The sequence below is a fragment of the Micromonospora sp. NPDC005194 genome (assembly GCF_040608335.1).
Lineage (GTDB): Bacteria > Actinomycetota > Actinomycetes > Mycobacteriales > Micromonosporaceae > Micromonospora.
Window position 1 is genome coordinate 137,104 of record NZ_JBEXIA010000007.1, and the last position, 14,656, is coordinate 151,759.

Below are 14,656 nucleotides of genomic sequence, written 5' to 3' on the forward strand. Positions count from 1 at the left end.
CCGGCGGCTCGATCCGCCGGTCGCAGGTGAGGGATGCTCAGCGCGGGCGGTCGCAGGACCGCCGGCGTCGCAGCGCGCCGAACAGGACGTCGGGGGACGCCGTCGGGGACGCGTACGAGCTGGACATGGCGTCAACCTAACCAGCGGACCCGTGGCCGTGCAACGCCATTGACGTCGACCGGGCCGACGTCGGTGACGGCGGTCACACCGATGCGGGACCCGATCACGAGGGGGTCGTCGTCTTACCTGATGTGAGACGAAGTCTGGACGCGGCCGACGAGCAGGAACTCGTACGCCGCGTGGCCCACGGTGACCGGCGGGCCTTCGACGAGCTCTACCGGCGCACCGCACCCTGGCTGGAGGTGCGGCTGCGGCGTCGGTGCGCCGACCCCGATGTGGTCGCCGACGTCCTCCAGGAGACCTACCTGACCCTCTGGCGGGCGGCCGGCAGCTTCGCCGGCGACCAGGTCAGCGGCAGCGCCGTCGGCTGGTTGTGGACCATCGCCGCGCACCGCCTGGTCGACGCGTTCCGGCGTCGCTCCCGGCAGGCGCGGATGCCGCAGGTGCACCCGGTCGAGACGGTCGTGCCCGCCGCCGAGGACGAGGTGCTGGCCGGCCGGGTCGGGCAGGAACTCGAACAGGCCCTCGCGGTGCTGGCGCCCGAGGTCCGCGCGGTGCTGCGCGCCACCGTCCTCGACGGCTTCACCGTCCGCGAGACGTCCGTGCTGCTGGGCGTACCCGAGAACACCGTCAAGTCCCGGATCCGCCGCGCCCGGATCGTCCTGCGGGAGGCCCTGTCATGACCACGCATCCCACCCTGAATGACATCGACCGCTACGCCGACTTCGATCCCGGCCTCGACGAGGCGACCGTCTGGTCGATCGAGGTGCACCTGGAGGACTGCGCCGACTGCCGCGCCCGCCTGGCCGGCAGCACCACCGCCAAGTCGCGCGCCCTGGTCGCCGAGGTCGCGGCAGCCGTCGACCGTGGGATCGCCGCCGGCCCCGCCCCACGGTCCAGGGCCTTCTTCCGTACGCCGGTACGGCAGCGCTGGTTTGTGGCGGCGCTGCTGCCGTGGGTCGCCATGACCGCCGGCGTGCTCGGCACCGCGGCCCTGCTCACGTACTTCCTGTCCGAGTTGCCGTCGATCGTGTTGCTGCTCGCGCCCCTGGCACCGCTGCCCGGGGTCGCGGCTGCCTGGAGCAGACGCGCCGACCCGGCCTGGGAGCTGATCGTCGGCACCCCCTCCGCCGGTCTGACGATGCTGTTACGCCGTACCGCAGTGGTGCTCGTCCTCGTCATCCCGGTGCTCGCCGCGTTCGCCGCCCTCGGCGCCAGCCGGGCGAACCCCGCGCTGATGCTGCTGCCGTGCCTGGCCTTCACCGCCGCCACGCTGCTGCTCGGCTCCCTCGTCGGCGTTCACCGCGCCGCGATCGGCCTGATGGTGGCCTGGGCCGCCGCCGTGGTCGCGCCCAGCCTCGCCACCGCCGAACTGCCGGTGCTCCTGGAACCGGCGGCCACCGGCGGGTGGGCCGTCGTCACGGTCGTGCTGGCCGCCCTGACCCTCCTGCGCGCCAACAGCTTCCGGCGCCTCACCTCGTTCTGAAGGGAACCACCATGCGAGCGGTGAGTACGGCCGAAACGGCCACCACCATCCACCCCTGGGCCATTCACGCCGAGGCGCTGAAGGTGCGGGCCGGCCGCCACCTGGCCGTCGACGGGCTCGACCTGAGCCTGGGCACCGGCGTGCACGGCCTGCTGGGGCGCAACGGCGCGGGCAAGACGACGTTGATGCGTGCCCTCGCCACCGTGCTCAAGCCGGCCGGAGGTCGGCTCACCCTGCTCGGCAGTTCGGTCGACGGCCGCGCCGACCTGCGCCAGGCCCGGCGCGCGCTGGGCTACCTGCCGCAGCACTTCGGCTACTACCCGCGGTTCACGGTGCGCGAGTTCGTGTCGTACCTGGCCTGGTTGAAGGAGATGCCGAAGCCCGACATCCCGGCGGCCACGCAGCGCGCGATCGACCGCGTGGGACTCAGCGCCAAGGCCGACGCCCGCCTCCGGACACTCTCCGGCGGGATGCTGCGCCGGGCCGGCGTCGCCCAGGCCATCGTCAACGACCCGCAGGTGCTGCTGCTGGACGAGCCGACCGTCGGCCTCGACCCCGAACAGCGCCTCGACCTGCGTGAGCTGCTGCGCGACCTGGGCACGGACGCCTGCGTACTGGTCTCCACCCACCTCGTCGAGGACGTGGTCGCCGCCTGCACCGAGGTCGTGCTGATCAACGAGGGTCGGCTGGTCTGGCAGGGCACGCCCGCCGCCCTGGCCACCCAGGGCGACGAACACCACCCGGGCGACAGCCCCGCCGAACGCGGCTACTCGGCCCTGCTCCGCCGCCACCACGCGGAGGCCGCCCGATGAGTGTCCTGAGGATCGAACTGCGGCGCTCCGCCGCGGCCGGCGCTGCCCTGCTCGCGTTGGCGGTCGGCGTCGCCGCCCTCTACATCGCCCCGGGGCGCTGGTCGGAGGGCTGGATGTCCCTCACGCTGACCGTGAAGGAGTACATGATCCTGCTGTGGCCGATCGCCCTGGCCGCCGGAGCGTGGCAGGGCCGCCGCGAGCACCGGGCCAAGGTCGGCGAACTGTTCGCCACCACACCCCGGTCCCGCATCCGCCGGATGCTGCCGGTCCTCGTCGCGATGGGATCCTCGGTCGGGCTCGCCTTCCTGCTCGTGGTCGCCGCGGGCGGCATGCGGATCGCGTCGACCGCCGCCTACTTCCCGCCGGACGTCGTCGCCATCACGCTGGTCGGCGCGCTCTGCCTCGTCGCGGCGGCCTGGCTCGGCCTGGGCATCGGGCGGCTGCTGCCCACTCTGGTGACCGCACCCGTGCTCGCCGTGGCAGGTGTGCTGCTGGTCTTCTTCACCGTGATCATGCGGCCCGACTGGATGGGCGCGATCCTGTCGCCCGCCTACGGCAGCACCCCGTTCTACCCGTTCCAGACCATCGACCCGCGGGTCACCGCCGTGCTCGCCCTCTTCATGGGCGGGCTCGCGCTGACCGGCGTACTCCTGCTGGTCGCCGGGGGCCGACGGGCCTCGGTGGCCGCCGTGCTGCCGGTGCTGCTCGGCTTCGGCGCCGCGGCGGCGATCGTCCCCCGCGACGACGCAGCCCTCGTCGCACCTGTCGACCCCGTCGCCCGCGAACTCGTCTGCACCGACGACGCGCCGAAGGTCTGCGTCACCCGCGTCCACGCGAACGTGCTGGATGCGCTGACCCCCCTCGCCCGCCAGGGCCTGTCCGTCCTCGCGAAAATGCCGAACGCCCCCACGCAGGCGCACGAGGACAGGCGGGCCCTATTCCTCGAGGACGCGCCCGCCCGCGACGCCGACATCGTCACGATCGACGTCCGGATCGACGACCACGGCGGCCTGGCCCACCCCGACGCCGTGGTCCCCGAGATGGTCTTCGGCCTGGGCACCGGGTACGGCAACGGGGAATGCGAGCGCAACGGCGCGGTCGAACGAGCAGCCGCCTACCACCTGCTCGGCCGCGAGCCGGTCTCCGACGTCGGCGTGATCCCCGAGATGATCGAGGAGGATCCGCAGCTCAACGCCGAGGCGGCCACCCTGTGGCAGGGCCTGCAGAAGCTACCGGCACCGGAGGCGATCTCCCGCGTGACGGCGGTACGCGACGCGATCCTGGCCTGCCGGGACACCACCGGACTGCTGTCCCGATGACCCTCCACCTGCGCGCACGACGCGTACCCCTGGCACTGGCCGCGTCCGTCGGCGCCGCAGCGCTGATCTGGGCGCTGTGGCTGACCCTCTCGAAGGAGCGCGACGCCATCCTCCTGCTCGTCGTGCTGACGGTCATGCTGATGGTGGCGGTCCTGTCGACCACGCTGGCAGCACCGGACGAAGACCTGGAACGCACTGCCGCACTGCACTGGCCGTGGCGCCGAGCCGTGCACCTGCTGGCCGCTCTGGCGCTCGTACTCGTCGTGCTGCTCGCCACTCAGCTCACCGGTGCCCGTTTCGGCCCCGCCGCGCTGGTGGTCCGCGACTCCGCCGGCCTGCTCGGCCTGACCGCCCTCTGCGCGGCGGTCGTGGGCGCGGCCCGCGCCTGGTTCCTCCCCATGGGCTGGGCTGTCGTCGCCGCGATGTTCCCTCAGCCGAGCACGTGGGGCGCGTTCGCCACCTGGCAGGGACAACCCCACACCAGCCGACCGGCGGCGGCGGTCGCAACCGTCCTGGCGGTCACCGGCCTGGTGACGTACGCGATGCGCGGAGCCGCCCGACGCGAGTGACTGGCCGTCCGCTACCGGTCGACGTAGTGGTACCGGCAGGCGATGATCTCGACGTCGTCCTTGGTGACCCGATACACCAGCCGGTGTTCGCGATCGATCCGGCGGGACCAGAAGCCGGACAGCTCTCCTCGAAGGGGTTCCGGCTTGCCGATGCCCTCGTATCCGTTGCGCATCACGTCCGCGATGAGATCGTTGATGCGTTTGACCAACTTGCGGTCGGTGTGGCTGAGGTACTGGTTCCAGGCCGTCGCGGTGAAGACCAGCCTCACGCGATGTCCCGGACGGTGGCCGGGTCGATCAGGTCCCGCTCGACCGCGTCGCCCTTCTCAAGCTCTGCCATCGAGCGGCGCAGGGCTGCGGCGTTGGCCGGGTTGCGAAGGAGGTACTCGGTTTCCTTCATCGCCTCGTACTCGGCGAGCGGCACGATGACCACCGGCTCGTGACCCGACCGGGTCACCACCACCTCCTCCGCGTCGTTGATGACGCTGTCGAGTTCGGCGGCCAGGTTCTGTCGAAGCTGGGTGAAGTTCACGGTCCGCATGACCACCTCCAGGGCAAGTACAGAAAACTGTACCTCGGGTGGAATGGTCGCGCCATGCACGTGCGTGGCCGGCTGCTGGTGTACTTAGCTGCTACAGGCCACGCGCACCAAGACGAGAGACCTGTCAAGGGCTGGCTGAGCTGCGGAAGAGTGGGCCGCCAGGGACTCGAACCCTGAACCTATGGATTAAAAGTCCACAGCTCTGCCATTGAGCTAGCGGCCCGCGCGCTCAGGTTACCTGACAGTCAGCGTCGTTGACTCTCGGCTTCCAGCCGGCCGTCGATGCCTGGCGAGCTCAGGTGATCAACACCAGGTCGGCGAGGTGGCGGTGTCCGGGGCGGTGGATACCGCCACGTCGGGGAGGTGGAGTGGATCAAGCCGACCTCTCGCCACCGTGTGTGGCGGGGGACGGCTGGGGAATGGGGACGGGCATGAGCGCGAGCGGCAGCCCGGCGGTGGCGGCTTCCGGGGAGGAGATCGGGTCGGACGGCGTACGTCAGCCGGGCGGGGAGGTGCACGCGTGGCTGCCCGGCCAGAACCAGACCGTCTGCGGTCTGGCGCTCAGCCGCACTCGGCTGCGCCGCTTTCCGCACGTGCGCTTCGACTACCTGGGTACCGACGTGCTCACCGAGGCGGACGCGGTGGGCTGGATCTGCCCGCGTTGCCTGGCGGCCACCCTCGGTCGCCGGGGCAAGGAGAAGCACGGCTGGGTCCGCGACTCGCCGCGCCCTTGATCGACTCGGATTCAGGGAAGTCGGGCTGTCCCGCCCCCGCCGTTACCCCGAGATGCAGGAAGCCGAGTCCACGGGCGCGGCGCGCGGCGGCGGTTGACCGGCTGCTGGACGGGTACGGGGTCGGGCATGCGGATCGTGGTGGTGGGGGCGAGTGGCAACGTCGGTACGGCGGTGCTGCGGCGGCTGCGCCGGGAGCGCGGCGTGGAGCTGGCCGGGGTGGTCCGGCGGTTGCCCGGCCCGGATGCCGGTACGCCGTACGAGCAGGTGGAGTGGCACTCCTGCGACATCGGTGCGCCGGGCGCGGTGGGCCAGCTCGCCGAGGTGTTCGCGGGAGCGGACGCGGTGGTGCACCTGGCCTGGCAGATCCAACCCAGTCACGACCGGCGGGTGCTGCGCCGGACGAACGTCGACGGCAGTCGGGCGGTGTTCGAGGCGGTGGCGCGGGCCGGGGTGCCCGCTCTGGTGTACGCCTCGTCGGTCGGCACGTACGCGCCCGGCCCGAAGGACCACCCGATCAGCGAGCGGTGGCCGGCCACCGGAGTGTCCGGCTCGTCGTACAGCGAGCACAAGGCCGAGGTCGAGGCGCTGCTGGACGGACTGGAGCGGGAGCACCCGACGCTGCGGGTGGTTCGCCTGCGGCCCGGTCTGATCTTCCAGCGGGACGCCGGTACGGAGATCACCCGCTATTTTCTCGGCCCGTTGGCGCCGGTACGACTGCTGCGCTTCGGCCGGATACCGCTGGTGCCGACCAACCGGCGGCTGCGGATGCAGGCGGTCCACGCCGACGATGTGGCTGACGCGTACGCCAGGGCGGTTCTGGGTGATGCGCGCGGCGCGTTCAACGTCGCCGCGGACCCGGTGCTGACCCCGGAGCTGGTGGCTCGGCACTTCCACGGCTGGACGGTGCCGGTCGCCGCTCCGGTGCTGCGGGTGGCGGCGGCGCTGACCTGGCGGGCGCGGTTGCAGCCGGTCGACGCGGGCTGGGTCGAGTTGGGCCTGAACGCGCCACTGATGTCCAGCGAGCGGGCCGAGACCGAGCTGGGTTGGGTACCCAAGATCGACGCTTTGACCGCGCTCAAGGAGCTGTTCGTCGGCATGGCCGGCGGCGACCACACGGCCAGCCCGCCGCTCTCCGCGGCGCGCACCCTGCCCGGCCGCCCCGCCGGCCTCCTGCACGCCCACCCGCCAGGCGAGAAGAACCCCTACTGACGCGGTGATCAAGAGCTTTGCGTCAGAAAACCCGGCCTCGGTGACCCGAACCTCTTGATCACCTGCGGCAGGCCGCCAGGCGGCCAGGGGCGGGCGGTCAGAGGGCGGGCGGTCAGGCGGGCTTGGGGCCGATGACCTCGGGGTTGCGGGCGCCCAGGAAGAAGATGCCGCGGTAGCCGGGGGTCTCGAACTTGCCGCTCGGGTTGCGGCGCAGCGGGGAGTTTTCGATCTTCATCGTGCCGGTGCGGTTGTTGCTGACGAAGAAGATCGCGCCGCCGCCCTCGTTGGCCTTGTTGTTCTCGATGACGGTGCCGGCGATCCGTACGGTGAACTCGTTGCCGTCGCAGTAGATCGCGCCGCCGCTGCCGCCGCCGGGCGTGCCGGACTTGGCCGGGTTGGCGCCGCTGCCGATCGCCTCGTTGTTCCTGAGCAGGCTGTTGAGCACCACCCACGACACGCCGATGCTGCTCAGCGCCCCTCCGTTGGAGCAGGAGCCGCCGTCGAAGGTGCTGCTCACGACGTACACCGGCTTGTTCTCGTACTGGCTCAGCACCCGGACGGCCGCACCCCCCAGGTCCGGGCCGGTACGGTCGCAGCGGTTGTGGACGAAGCGCGAGTTGACCACCTTGAGCCGCCCGCCGCGGACGAAGATCGCGCCCCCGCCGCCGCCCTCCGTCTTGTCGCCGGTGGAGTTGCCGTCGGCGAAGGTCAGGTTCTGCACGGTGAGCTGCGGGTGGTCCTGGTTCTGGCAGTGCGAGGTGGTGAAGCCCTGGGCCTCGTCGCAGGTGTTCATGTAGAGGATGCGGCGCTGCCCCTGGCCGCTCAGCGTCACCCTGCCGCCACCGTCGAGCACGATCTTCGGCCCGTTGGCGTTGCGGATCTTCGCGGTGGCGGCCATCTTGATCGTCACCGGGGCCGGTCCACAGTTGAACGTGATGACGCCGCCGGCCGCCACGGCCTTCACCACCGCCGCCGAGGTGCAGCTCGCCGGGGTGCCGGTGCCGATGGTGCGGGTCGGCTTCGACGTGTCCACCGCGCGCGCCTCGGTCGGCACTGTGGCGTGGCCGTTCGGGTTGCCGGCGGCGAGCGCCTTGGCGGCCGGGGTGGTCGGCTTCGGGCTCGCGCTGGCCCCGGGGCCACCGAGACCGTCCCGGCCCACCGGTGCGACACCCTGGTCGCCCGTCGAGAGGGCGTCCGGCGTGGCCTGCGGGGTGGCCGACGCGCCGGCCGGAGCCGGATCGGTGGACCCGCAGGCGGGCAGGGTCGCGGTGGCGACACCGAGGACGAGCAGAGCGGCAAGCGACGTCATGCGCACCCCGCTGATGCTAGGAGCCCTGACGGCGTCACGACGAATCCGCCGTGCCGGTTTAATGCGCCGCTAAGCAACGCCGCTCGACGGGACCGCCGGCAGCCGACTCACGCGGCCCTTCACGCTCACGCGTGGGAGAGCGCGAAGGCCGTCAGGAAGCCGGCGACCGTGATGAGGCCGACCAGCAGGTGGGCGTTCTCGAACGCCTCCGGGACCATTGTGTCGGTGATCATGGCGAGGATCGCCCCGCCGGCCAGCGCGGTGATGGCGGCCAGCACCTCCGGCGGTGCGCCGCCCAGCAGGGTGTTGCCGAGCAGCGCCGCCACACCGCTGATCAGCGCGATCCCGGTCCACAGCAGGAAGACGTACCGCCGGGTGCGGCCCGCCTGGCGCATGCCGGCCGCGCTGGACAGCCCCTCCGGGACGTTGCTGAGGAACACCGCCGCCACGGTGACCAGGCTGACCGCGCCGCCGGCGAGCAGGCTGGCGCCGATCACGACCGATTCCGGTACGCCGTCCAGCAGCGCCCCGACCGCGATCGCCGACCCCGAACCGGGCTGCTCACCCTCGGAGGGCTGCTGGTCGCCCGAGCGCTTCCGGTTCCGCGCGCCGTGTCGGGCGAGGCCCACATTCGCCAGGGTGTAGACGATCGCGCCACCGGCCGCGCCGAGCACGGTGGGCAGCATCCCGCCCTGCTCGTGGGCCACCTGGATCAGCTCGTACGAGACGGCGGAGAGCAGCACCCCCGCGCCGAACGCCATGATCGACGCGGTGATCCGCTGCGGCACCCGGACGAAGAAGCCGACCGCCGCCCCGATCAGCAGGGCCGACCCGGCCAGCAATCCCCATCCACCCGCCTGCAACCACTCCGGCATTCCGGGGACCGTACCCGCTGGACCGAGGTCGGCAAACCGCGCTCAGAAGTCGGCGAAGAGGTACGGCACCCGGCGCCCGAAGATGTCGCGCAGCTCGGTGGCGGCGTCTGCCGGCACGTCGCCCAGCCCTCGCAACGGCAGCTCGGCCGGGTCCAGCACCCCGTACGCCAGGGCGGACAGCCCGGCCGCGTTCAGCGTGGCCGTCGGCGTGCGGCCGCTGTCGTCGGAGACCAGTTCCAGCGCGCCGGTCGTACCGTCGAGCAGATGGGTGCCGGCCAGCCACCGGTCCCCGGTCAGTTCGATCCGGACCCGGCCCGGGCCGGAGGGCAGCCCGTGCAGCGCGTCCAGCGACAGCAGCCGGGCCATCGGGGCGGACGAGCCCGGCCGGCCCACCCGCGCCTCGACGTGCACGTCCAGGTCGGTCAGCCACAGCTCCGGCAACTCGTCGGGCGGGACCTGGACGGTGACGCGCTCGACCTGGTCGACGTGCCGGGCGAAGAACTGCAGCAGCAGCGTACGGGCGAGGGGGTCGGCGACCAGCAGCTCGTTGCCGATCAGCGTGCCGCCGTGGTCGTCGATCCGGTACGTGACAGCGCCGGTGACCTCACCGGCCACCCGGGCGGTGACCAGCCAGTACTCGTCCCGGTCACGCAGGCCGGCCGCCCGGTGGTCCGGGAACACCGAGAACCCGTGCCGGGTCTGCAGGCAGCGCTCGGTGAACGCCCGCCAGGCGGGATAACCGGCGGCGATCCGCTCCCAGCCCACCTCGCCGGGCAGCTCGGCGCGGACGAGTGGGCCCAGGTCGGCCGGGGAGAAGGCGACCGTACGCGGCTTGGGCAGCCCGACGTAGCCGAACCGGGCGTAGAAGCTGGGCCGGAACGGGTAGAGCGCGCTGAGCACGTGCCCCTCGTCGCGCATCTCGTCGAGGAGCTGGTGCAGCAGCCTGCGGACGTGCCCCTGCCGGCGGGCCAGCGGATGGGTGGCCACCCCGGCGACACCGGCCATCGGCAGTACCACGCCGCGCAGGTTCTGCCGCATGCCGATGGCCGAGACGGCGGCCAGGGTGGCGCCGTCCTCCTCGACGATCAGCGTCCGGTTGCCCTGGTTGTAGGGCAGGTAGTCGCGGAACTCCTCCACCCGGGCGGCACTGAGCGGCGATGCCTCGAAGGCGTACGCGGCCAGCGGGAAACTCGTCGTGAGACGTTCGTCGGCGGTCACCCGTCGGATGGTCATCCGCCCATCTCAACCCGCCGCGCAGGTCGCAGCAACCGGATTGGCCCGATCCGCGCGGGCCACCGGCAGGCCACGCGCGGGTCAGCGGGTCGTGACGTCGGAGACGACGACTGTGACGTTGTCCGGGGCGCCGGCGTGGTGGGCGAGCTTCACCAACTGCTCACCGCACTGCTGGCGGTCGGCGTACATGCCCAGCGTCGTCGCGATGGCCTCGTCCTCGACGTAGTCGGAGAGCCCGTCGCTGCACAGCAGCAACCGGTCGCCGGGGACCACAGTGAGCACGCCGACGGCCGGCGGGGTGTCGGCGCCCTGCACGGCCCGGGTCACCAGGGACCGCTGCGGGTGGTGCCGGGCCTGCTCGGGGGAGAGCGTGCCCTGGTCGACAAGCGCCTGCACGAACGTGTCGTCCCGGGTGAGCTGGGTCAGCTCCCCGTCGCGCAGCAGATAGCAGCGGGAGTCCCCGACCTGGGCCAGCACCAGCGTCTCCCCGGCCAGCAGCGCGGCGGTGAGCGTGGTGCCCATCCCCTCGCGGGCCGGGTCGACGGTGATCGCGGCGTGGATGCGCTGGTTGGCGGTGCTGACCACGGCACGGAGGGCGTCGGCGGCCCCGTCCGGGTCGGTGGGCGGGGCCAGCTCGTCCAGGATCCGGATCACGATCTCGCTCGCCACCTCGCCCGCGGGCAGCCCGCCCATGCCGTCGGCGACGGCGATCAGGCGGTCACCGGCGAGGGCGGAGTCCTCGTTGTTGGTGCGGACCAGGCCGATGTCGTTGAGGATGACCGAGCGGAGGATCAGCGTCATGGTGTCAGCTTGCCAAGAACACCCTGCCTTCGTCTCTACGCACTACTGCGTAGGGTTGAGAAATGATGCCGGTGTCCATGGTCGGACGCGCCGGCGAGCTCGCCGAGCTCGACCGGGCATGGTCCGCCGTGGCGGCCGTACGCCGCTCGGCGCCTGCCGTCGCGGTGCTCACCGGAGCGGCGGGGGTGGGCAAGAGTCTGCTGGTCGCGGCCGCTGTGGACGCCTTCGCGCCGCGTCCCGCGCTGGTTCTCTCCGGTGCCGCCCGGGTGCACGGCCCGGCCCCGTACGACTGGCTGGCGGCGGTGCTCACCGGTCGGGACACCAGCCGGCTCGGCCTGCCGTCGGACGCGCTGGCCTGGCTGGCCCAGCAGCCCACCGCACCCCGCGAGCGGTACGCGCCGGGCACTCTGCTCCGCCTCGCCGTGCGGACCGTCCAGCTGCTGGTCGGCGCCGGCCCGGCCGTGCTGGTCGTGGACGACCTGCACGCGCTCGACCCGGCCAGCGTCAACCTGGTCGGGGAGTTGGCCACCGTCGCCGACCTGCCCGCCCTGCTCGTGGTGGCCAGCCGACCGCCGGCCGACGCGGTGGCGCCGGACCTCACCCGCCGCGCGCTGGCCCGGCTCAGCGGCGTGCGCGGCGCCGTCCGCCAACATCTTGGCCCGCTGCGCCCGGCCGAGGTCGCCGAGGTGCTGACCCAGGTGTACGCGGGCAGCACCCCGTCCGGCCGGCTGGTCACCTCCCTCTGGCGCTGCACCGGCGGCAACCCGTACGCGCTTACCGAACTGCTGGCCGCACACGCGTCGGAGGGACCGGAGGCGTTGCTGCGGCGGCTGCCCGGCCCGCGTCCGCCACGTCAGCCGACCGCGCCGCGCGCTCCGGCGTCGGCGGCCGATGCGGTCGTCGACGTGCCGCTCGACCCGGAGTTGACCGCCCGCGAGGTCGAGGTGCTGGGCTGCCTGGTCGCCGGGATGTCCAACAAGCAGGTGGCGAAGGCGCTCGGCATCTCGGTGCGGACGGTCACCGTGCACGTGTCGAACCTGCTGCGCAAGACCGGCTCGGTGTCGCGTACCGAGGTGGCGCTCTGGGCGGTCCGGCACCGGCTGCCGGTGCCCGCCCCGGTGGACTGAGTCGGGTTCAGCGGCGCGGGTAGCGCAACAGCAGGCTCGCGGCGACCTCGTCGTCGCCCACCGCCGCGTAGCTGTGCGGCACGTCGGAGACCCAGCGCAGGTGCCCGCCGGCCGGGGCGGTCAGCGGCGCGTCGGCCGGGCCGGCCCGCAGTACGCCGGCGAAGACGGTGACGTGTTCGGTGACGCCCGGTTGATGGGCGGGGGAGATCTGCACGACGCCGGGTGCGACGCGCATCCGGTACAGCTCGTAGGTCGCGTCGGTGTCGTCGAACACCTCCAGCAGGGTGGCGGTGACCGCGGCGCCGTGCACGGTGGGCTCGGCGGCCGGCTCGGCAAGCAGCGCGGTGAGCGGCACGCCGAGCTGTGCGGTGACCCCCCAGAGCGTCTCCAGTGTCGGGTTGCGGGTGCCGTTCTCCAGGCCGGAGAGGGTGGCCTTTCCGACACCGGCGAGCCGCGCCAGTGTGGACAGCGAGATCCCCCGCTCCTCCCGCAGGGCACGGACCCGTCGGCCGACGACGGCGGGATCCACGTCGAGGCCCGGACGGCGGGCTGGTGGTGGGTGCGGCACCCGGCTATCGTGCTACACGCTGTCGTTCCGTAAACGGAACGCTTGGGGAGGTCGGGATGGCGGGACGGGCGCAACCGGTGCTGGCCGGCGTCGTGACCGCGCTGGTGGGCTTCGCCAGCTCGTTCACCGTCGTGCTGGCCGGGCTCCGCGCGGCGGGCGCGTCGGACGCGCAGGCGGCCTCCGGCCTGCTGGCTCTCTGCGTGGCGTGCGGGCTCGCCGCCGCCTGGCTGGGCTGGCGGCACCGGATCCCGATGAGCGTGGCCTGGTCGACGCCGGGCGCGGCGCTGCTGGTGGCGACCGGGCCGCCGACCGGCGGTTGGCCGGTGGCGGTGGGCGCCTTCCTCGTCTCCGGGGCGCTGATCGTCGCGGCCGGGCTCTTCCCGCCGCTGGGCCGGGCGGTCGCCGCGATCCCCAAGCCGGTGGCCGGCGCGATGCTCGCCGGTGTGCTGCTGCCCCTGTGCACCGCCCCGGTCCGCGCGCTCGTCGAGCTGCCCCGGGTGGCCGGCCCGGTGGTGCTCGGCTGGCTGCTGCTGCACCGGTTCGCCCGCCGCTGGGCCGTGCCCGGCGCGCTGCTGGTGGCGGTGGTGGCGATCGCGCTGACCGCGCCGCCGGCCGGCCTGAGCGGTGCCACGCTGACCCCGTCGCTCGCCCTGACCGTGCCCGCCTGGAACGCGTCCGCGCTGGTCGGGCTCGCCCTCCCGCTGTTTCTGGTCACGATGGCGGCGCAGAACGTGCCAGGCATGGCGGTGCTGGTCGGCTACGGCTACCGGCCGCCGTTCGGGGCGGCGCTGCGGGCCACGGGTCTGGCCAGCCTGCTGGCCGCCCCGGCCGGCGGGCACGCGGTGAACCTCGCGGCGATCACCGCCGCGCTGGCCGCCGGCCCCGACGCCCACCCGGACCCGGAGCGCCGGTGGGTCGCCTCGGTCACCGCCGGGCTCGGGCTGGCCCTGCTCGGGCTGGGCGCCGGCGTGGCCACGGCCCTGGTCGCGGTCGCGCCGCCGATCCTCATCGAGGCGGTCGCCGGTCTGGCCCTGCTGGGTGCGCTCGCCACCGCGCTCGCCGCGGCGGTGACCGACCCGGCGACCAGGGAGGCCGCCGTGGTCACCTTCGTGGTGACCGCCTCCGGTGTGACGCTGATCGGCGTGGGCGGCGCGTTCTGGGGGCTGGTCGCCGGCTGCCTGATGCTGCTGCTCTTCCACCGCCGCCAACCCGCGCCCGTCTCGCCCTCTCCGAAGATGTCAACACCGGACCAGCGAAGTGACGCCATACCCGCCGACCGGACACCGCAACATCACTGATCCCGCACAGAACTCCGCTGCTCGCTCTCCGCGACCCGGGCCAGTACCACGGCGTCCGCGCGTCGCCGCGGGAAGGCGAGAAAGCTCCGCAGGACGCCCTCCTCGACGAAGCCGGCGGCGGCGAGCACCCGTCGGGACGCCAGGTTGTCAGGCTCGACCCACGCCTCCACCCGGGCGAGGCCGGCGGTCCCCAGCGCCCACTCCGTGAGCAGTCGCGCCGCCCGGCTGGCCATTCCGCGACCGCGCGCGGCGGGTGTCACCCAGTAGCCGAGACCGGCCACACCCCGCTGGGGTCGGAACAGCAGCGTGACTGAACCGACCGCGACGTCCGTGTCCGCTTCGGTGACCACCAGCGAGACGCCAGCCCTGTCGGTGGCCCGACTCCACTGCCGCCGTACGAACGCGTGGCCGGCCTCCTCGGTGAACCGGACCGGCACGGTCGTGGCCTCGGTGATCCGCCGATCCGCCGCTGCCTGCCGGACGCAGTTGAGGTCTTCCAGCGCCCACGACCGAAGCCGGACGACGCCGTCGGTCAGATCCGGCTGCCGTGACACCAGTGACATCCCGCGACGGTACGCGTCTCTCGTCTGACCACGTCCACCCGCCTTGATCCACTCGGGTTCGTGGAAGGCGGGGTGTCCGGGCTGCGGTGATG

General features: G+C 73.0%; 17 protein-coding genes and 1 tRNA gene. 9 read left to right on the forward strand and 9 right to left on the reverse strand.

Annotated features, from left to right (window positions below; translation table 11 throughout):
• The first annotated feature begins 251 nt into the window (after window positions 1-251).
• The 5 genes from ABZU53_RS08490 to ABZU53_RS08510 are packed head-to-tail and all read left to right on the forward strand — an operon-like array spanning window position 252 to window position 4,306.
• Window positions 252-803, forward strand: a complete 552-nt coding sequence (locus ABZU53_RS08490; protein ID WP_355064704.1) for a sigma-70 family RNA polymerase sigma factor — start codon at window positions 252-254, stop codon at window positions 801-803.
• Window positions 800-1,606 (forward strand): hypothetical protein, encoded by an 807-nt coding sequence (locus ABZU53_RS08495; RefSeq protein ID WP_355064705.1) that lies wholly within the window; start codon window positions 800-802, stop codon window positions 1,604-1,606. Before ABZU53_RS08490 ends, ABZU53_RS08495 begins: the two co-directional genes overlap by 4 nt.
• A gap of 11 nt (window positions 1,607-1,617) precedes the next feature.
• Entirely contained in the window at window positions 1,618-2,418 is an 801-nt protein-coding gene (locus ABZU53_RS08500; RefSeq protein ID WP_354853642.1) for an ATP-binding cassette domain-containing protein, read from the forward strand.
• On the forward strand, window positions 2,415-3,737 hold the full coding sequence (locus tag ABZU53_RS08505; RefSeq protein ID WP_355064707.1) for a hypothetical protein: 1,323 nt from the start codon (window positions 2,415-2,417) through the stop codon (window positions 3,735-3,737). The genes ABZU53_RS08500 and ABZU53_RS08505 overlap by 4 nt, the downstream gene beginning before the upstream one ends.
• Window positions 3,734-4,306 carry a hypothetical protein gene (locus tag ABZU53_RS08510; RefSeq protein ID WP_355064709.1) on the forward strand — a complete coding sequence of 191 codons (573 nt, stop codon included), beginning with the start codon at window positions 3,734-3,736 and terminating at the stop codon, window positions 4,304-4,306. The genes ABZU53_RS08505 and ABZU53_RS08510 overlap by 4 nt, the downstream gene beginning before the upstream one ends.
• An 11-nt stretch (window positions 4,307-4,317) precedes the next feature.
• Here the strand turns inward: ABZU53_RS08510 and ABZU53_RS08515 are convergent, their stop codons facing one another.
• From ABZU53_RS08515 to ABZU53_RS08525, 3 genes are all read right to left on the reverse strand, one after another.
• Window positions 4,318-4,575, reverse strand: a complete 258-nt coding sequence (locus tag ABZU53_RS08515) for a Txe/YoeB family addiction module toxin (RefSeq protein WP_354853651.1) — start codon at window positions 4,573-4,575, stop codon at window positions 4,318-4,320.
• A complete protein-coding gene (locus tag ABZU53_RS08520) occupies window positions 4,572-4,847 on the reverse strand; it encodes a type II toxin-antitoxin system prevent-host-death family antitoxin (protein WP_355064710.1) in 276 nt (91 codons plus the stop codon). The genes ABZU53_RS08515 and ABZU53_RS08520 overlap by 4 nt, the downstream gene beginning before the upstream one ends.
• A gap of 151 nt (window positions 4,848-4,998) precedes the next feature.
• A tRNA-Lys gene (locus tag ABZU53_RS08525) sits at window positions 4,999-5,070 on the reverse strand.
• A gap of 208 nt (window positions 5,071-5,278) precedes the next feature.
• Between ABZU53_RS08525 and ABZU53_RS08530 the strand changes: the two genes are divergently transcribed.
• Window positions 5,279-5,581 (forward strand): hypothetical protein, encoded by a 303-nt coding sequence (locus ABZU53_RS08530; protein ID WP_355064712.1) that lies wholly within the window; start codon window positions 5,279-5,281, stop codon window positions 5,579-5,581.
• A 126-nt stretch (window positions 5,582-5,707) separates the two neighbouring features.
• Window positions 5,708-6,790, forward strand: a complete 1,083-nt coding sequence (locus ABZU53_RS08535) for an NAD-dependent epimerase/dehydratase family protein (protein WP_355064713.1) — start codon at window positions 5,708-5,710, stop codon at window positions 6,788-6,790.
• A 112-nt stretch (window positions 6,791-6,902) separates the two neighbouring features.
• Here ABZU53_RS08535 and ABZU53_RS08540 read toward each other — a convergent pair whose 3' ends face one another.
• The 4 genes from ABZU53_RS08540 to ABZU53_RS08555 form a co-directional block, all read right to left on the reverse strand.
• Window positions 6,903-8,099, reverse strand: coding sequence for a hypothetical protein (locus ABZU53_RS08540; RefSeq protein ID WP_355064793.1), 1,197 nt, complete (start codon window positions 8,097-8,099; stop codon window positions 6,903-6,905).
• Window positions 8,100-8,224: 125 nt separating this feature from the next.
• A complete protein-coding gene (locus ABZU53_RS08545) occupies window positions 8,225-8,974 on the reverse strand; it encodes a ZIP family zinc transporter (RefSeq protein WP_354853685.1) in 750 nt (249 codons plus the stop codon).
• Between the two features lie 42 nt (window positions 8,975-9,016).
• Window positions 9,017-10,207, reverse strand: coding sequence for a GNAT family N-acetyltransferase (locus ABZU53_RS08550; RefSeq protein ID WP_355064715.1), 1,191 nt, complete (start codon window positions 10,205-10,207; stop codon window positions 9,017-9,019).
• Window positions 10,208-10,288: 81 nt separating this feature from the next.
• Window positions 10,289-11,008 carry a protein phosphatase 2C domain-containing protein gene (locus tag ABZU53_RS08555; protein ID WP_354853691.1) on the reverse strand — a complete coding sequence of 240 codons (720 nt, stop codon included), beginning with the start codon at window positions 11,006-11,008 and terminating at the stop codon, window positions 10,289-10,291.
• 62 nt (window positions 11,009-11,070) lie between these two features.
• Here ABZU53_RS08555 and ABZU53_RS08560 point away from each other — a divergent pair, with 62 nt between their 5' ends.
• On the forward strand, window positions 11,071-12,135 hold the full coding sequence (locus ABZU53_RS08560; protein WP_355064717.1) for an AAA family ATPase: 1,065 nt from the start codon (window positions 11,071-11,073) through the stop codon (window positions 12,133-12,135).
• Window positions 12,136-12,142: 7 nt separating this feature from the next.
• On the opposite strand, the gene ABZU53_RS08565 is transcribed toward ABZU53_RS08560, so the two are convergent.
• Window positions 12,143-12,703, reverse strand: coding sequence for an XRE family transcriptional regulator (locus tag ABZU53_RS08565; protein WP_354853697.1), 561 nt, complete (start codon window positions 12,701-12,703; stop codon window positions 12,143-12,145).
• Window positions 12,704-12,759: 56 nt separating this feature from the next.
• Between ABZU53_RS08565 and ABZU53_RS08570 the strand changes: the two genes are divergently transcribed.
• Window positions 12,760-14,001: a benzoate/H(+) symporter BenE family transporter gene (locus ABZU53_RS08570; RefSeq protein WP_355064719.1), complete on the forward strand. Its 1,242-nt coding sequence runs from the start codon at window positions 12,760-12,762 to the stop codon at window positions 13,999-14,001.
• Here ABZU53_RS08570 and ABZU53_RS08575 read toward each other — a convergent pair.
• Entirely contained in the window at window positions 13,995-14,564 is a 570-nt protein-coding gene (locus ABZU53_RS08575; protein ID WP_355064721.1) for a GNAT family N-acetyltransferase, read from the reverse strand. The genes ABZU53_RS08570 and ABZU53_RS08575 overlap by 7 nt on opposite strands.
• Window positions 14,565-14,656: the final 92 nt, after the last annotated feature.

What these genes read in the sequence shown, in the direction of transcription:
- ABZU53_RS08570 (WP_355064719.1), top strand. Translation starts at nt 12,760, where the DNA reads ATGGCGGGACGGGCGCAACCGGTGCTGGCCGGCGTCGTGACCGCGCTG.
- ABZU53_RS08530 (WP_355064712.1), top strand. Translation starts at nt 5,279, where the DNA reads ATGAGCGCGAGCGGCAGCCCGGCGGTGGCGGCTTCCGGGGAGGAGATC.
- ABZU53_RS08540 (WP_355064793.1), bottom strand. Translation starts at nt 8,099, where the DNA reads ATGACGTCGCTTGCCGCTCTGCTCGTCCTCGGTGTCGCCACCGCGACC.
- ABZU53_RS08535 (WP_355064713.1), top strand. Translation starts at nt 5,708, where the DNA reads ATGCGGATCGTGGTGGTGGGGGCGAGTGGCAACGTCGGTACGGCGGTG.
- ABZU53_RS08545 (WP_354853685.1), bottom strand. Translation starts at nt 8,974, where the DNA reads ATGCCGGAGTGGTTGCAGGCGGGTGGATGGGGATTGCTGGCCGGGTCG.
- ABZU53_RS08550 (WP_355064715.1), bottom strand. Translation starts at nt 10,207, where the DNA reads ATGACCATCCGACGGGTGACCGCCGACGAACGTCTCACGACGAGTTTC.
- ABZU53_RS08510 (WP_355064709.1), top strand. Translation starts at nt 3,734, where the DNA reads ATGACCCTCCACCTGCGCGCACGACGCGTACCCCTGGCACTGGCCGCG.
- ABZU53_RS08560 (WP_355064717.1), top strand. Translation starts at nt 11,071, where the DNA reads ATGATGCCGGTGTCCATGGTCGGACGCGCCGGCGAGCTCGCCGAGCTC.
- ABZU53_RS08495 (WP_355064705.1), top strand. Translation starts at nt 800, where the DNA reads ATGACCACGCATCCCACCCTGAATGACATCGACCGCTACGCCGACTTC.
- ABZU53_RS08505 (WP_355064707.1), top strand. Translation starts at nt 2,415, where the DNA reads ATGAGTGTCCTGAGGATCGAACTGCGGCGCTCCGCCGCGGCCGGCGCT.
- ABZU53_RS08575 (WP_355064721.1), bottom strand. Translation starts at nt 14,564, where the DNA reads ATGTCACTGGTGTCACGGCAGCCGGATCTGACCGACGGCGTCGTCCGG.
- ABZU53_RS08555 (WP_354853691.1), bottom strand. Translation starts at nt 11,008, where the DNA reads ATGACGCTGATCCTCCGCTCGGTCATCCTCAACGACATCGGCCTGGTC.
- ABZU53_RS08500 (WP_354853642.1), top strand. Translation starts at nt 1,618, where the DNA reads ATGCGAGCGGTGAGTACGGCCGAAACGGCCACCACCATCCACCCCTGG.
- ABZU53_RS08520 (WP_355064710.1), bottom strand. Translation starts at nt 4,847, where the DNA reads ATGCGGACCGTGAACTTCACCCAGCTTCGACAGAACCTGGCCGCCGAA.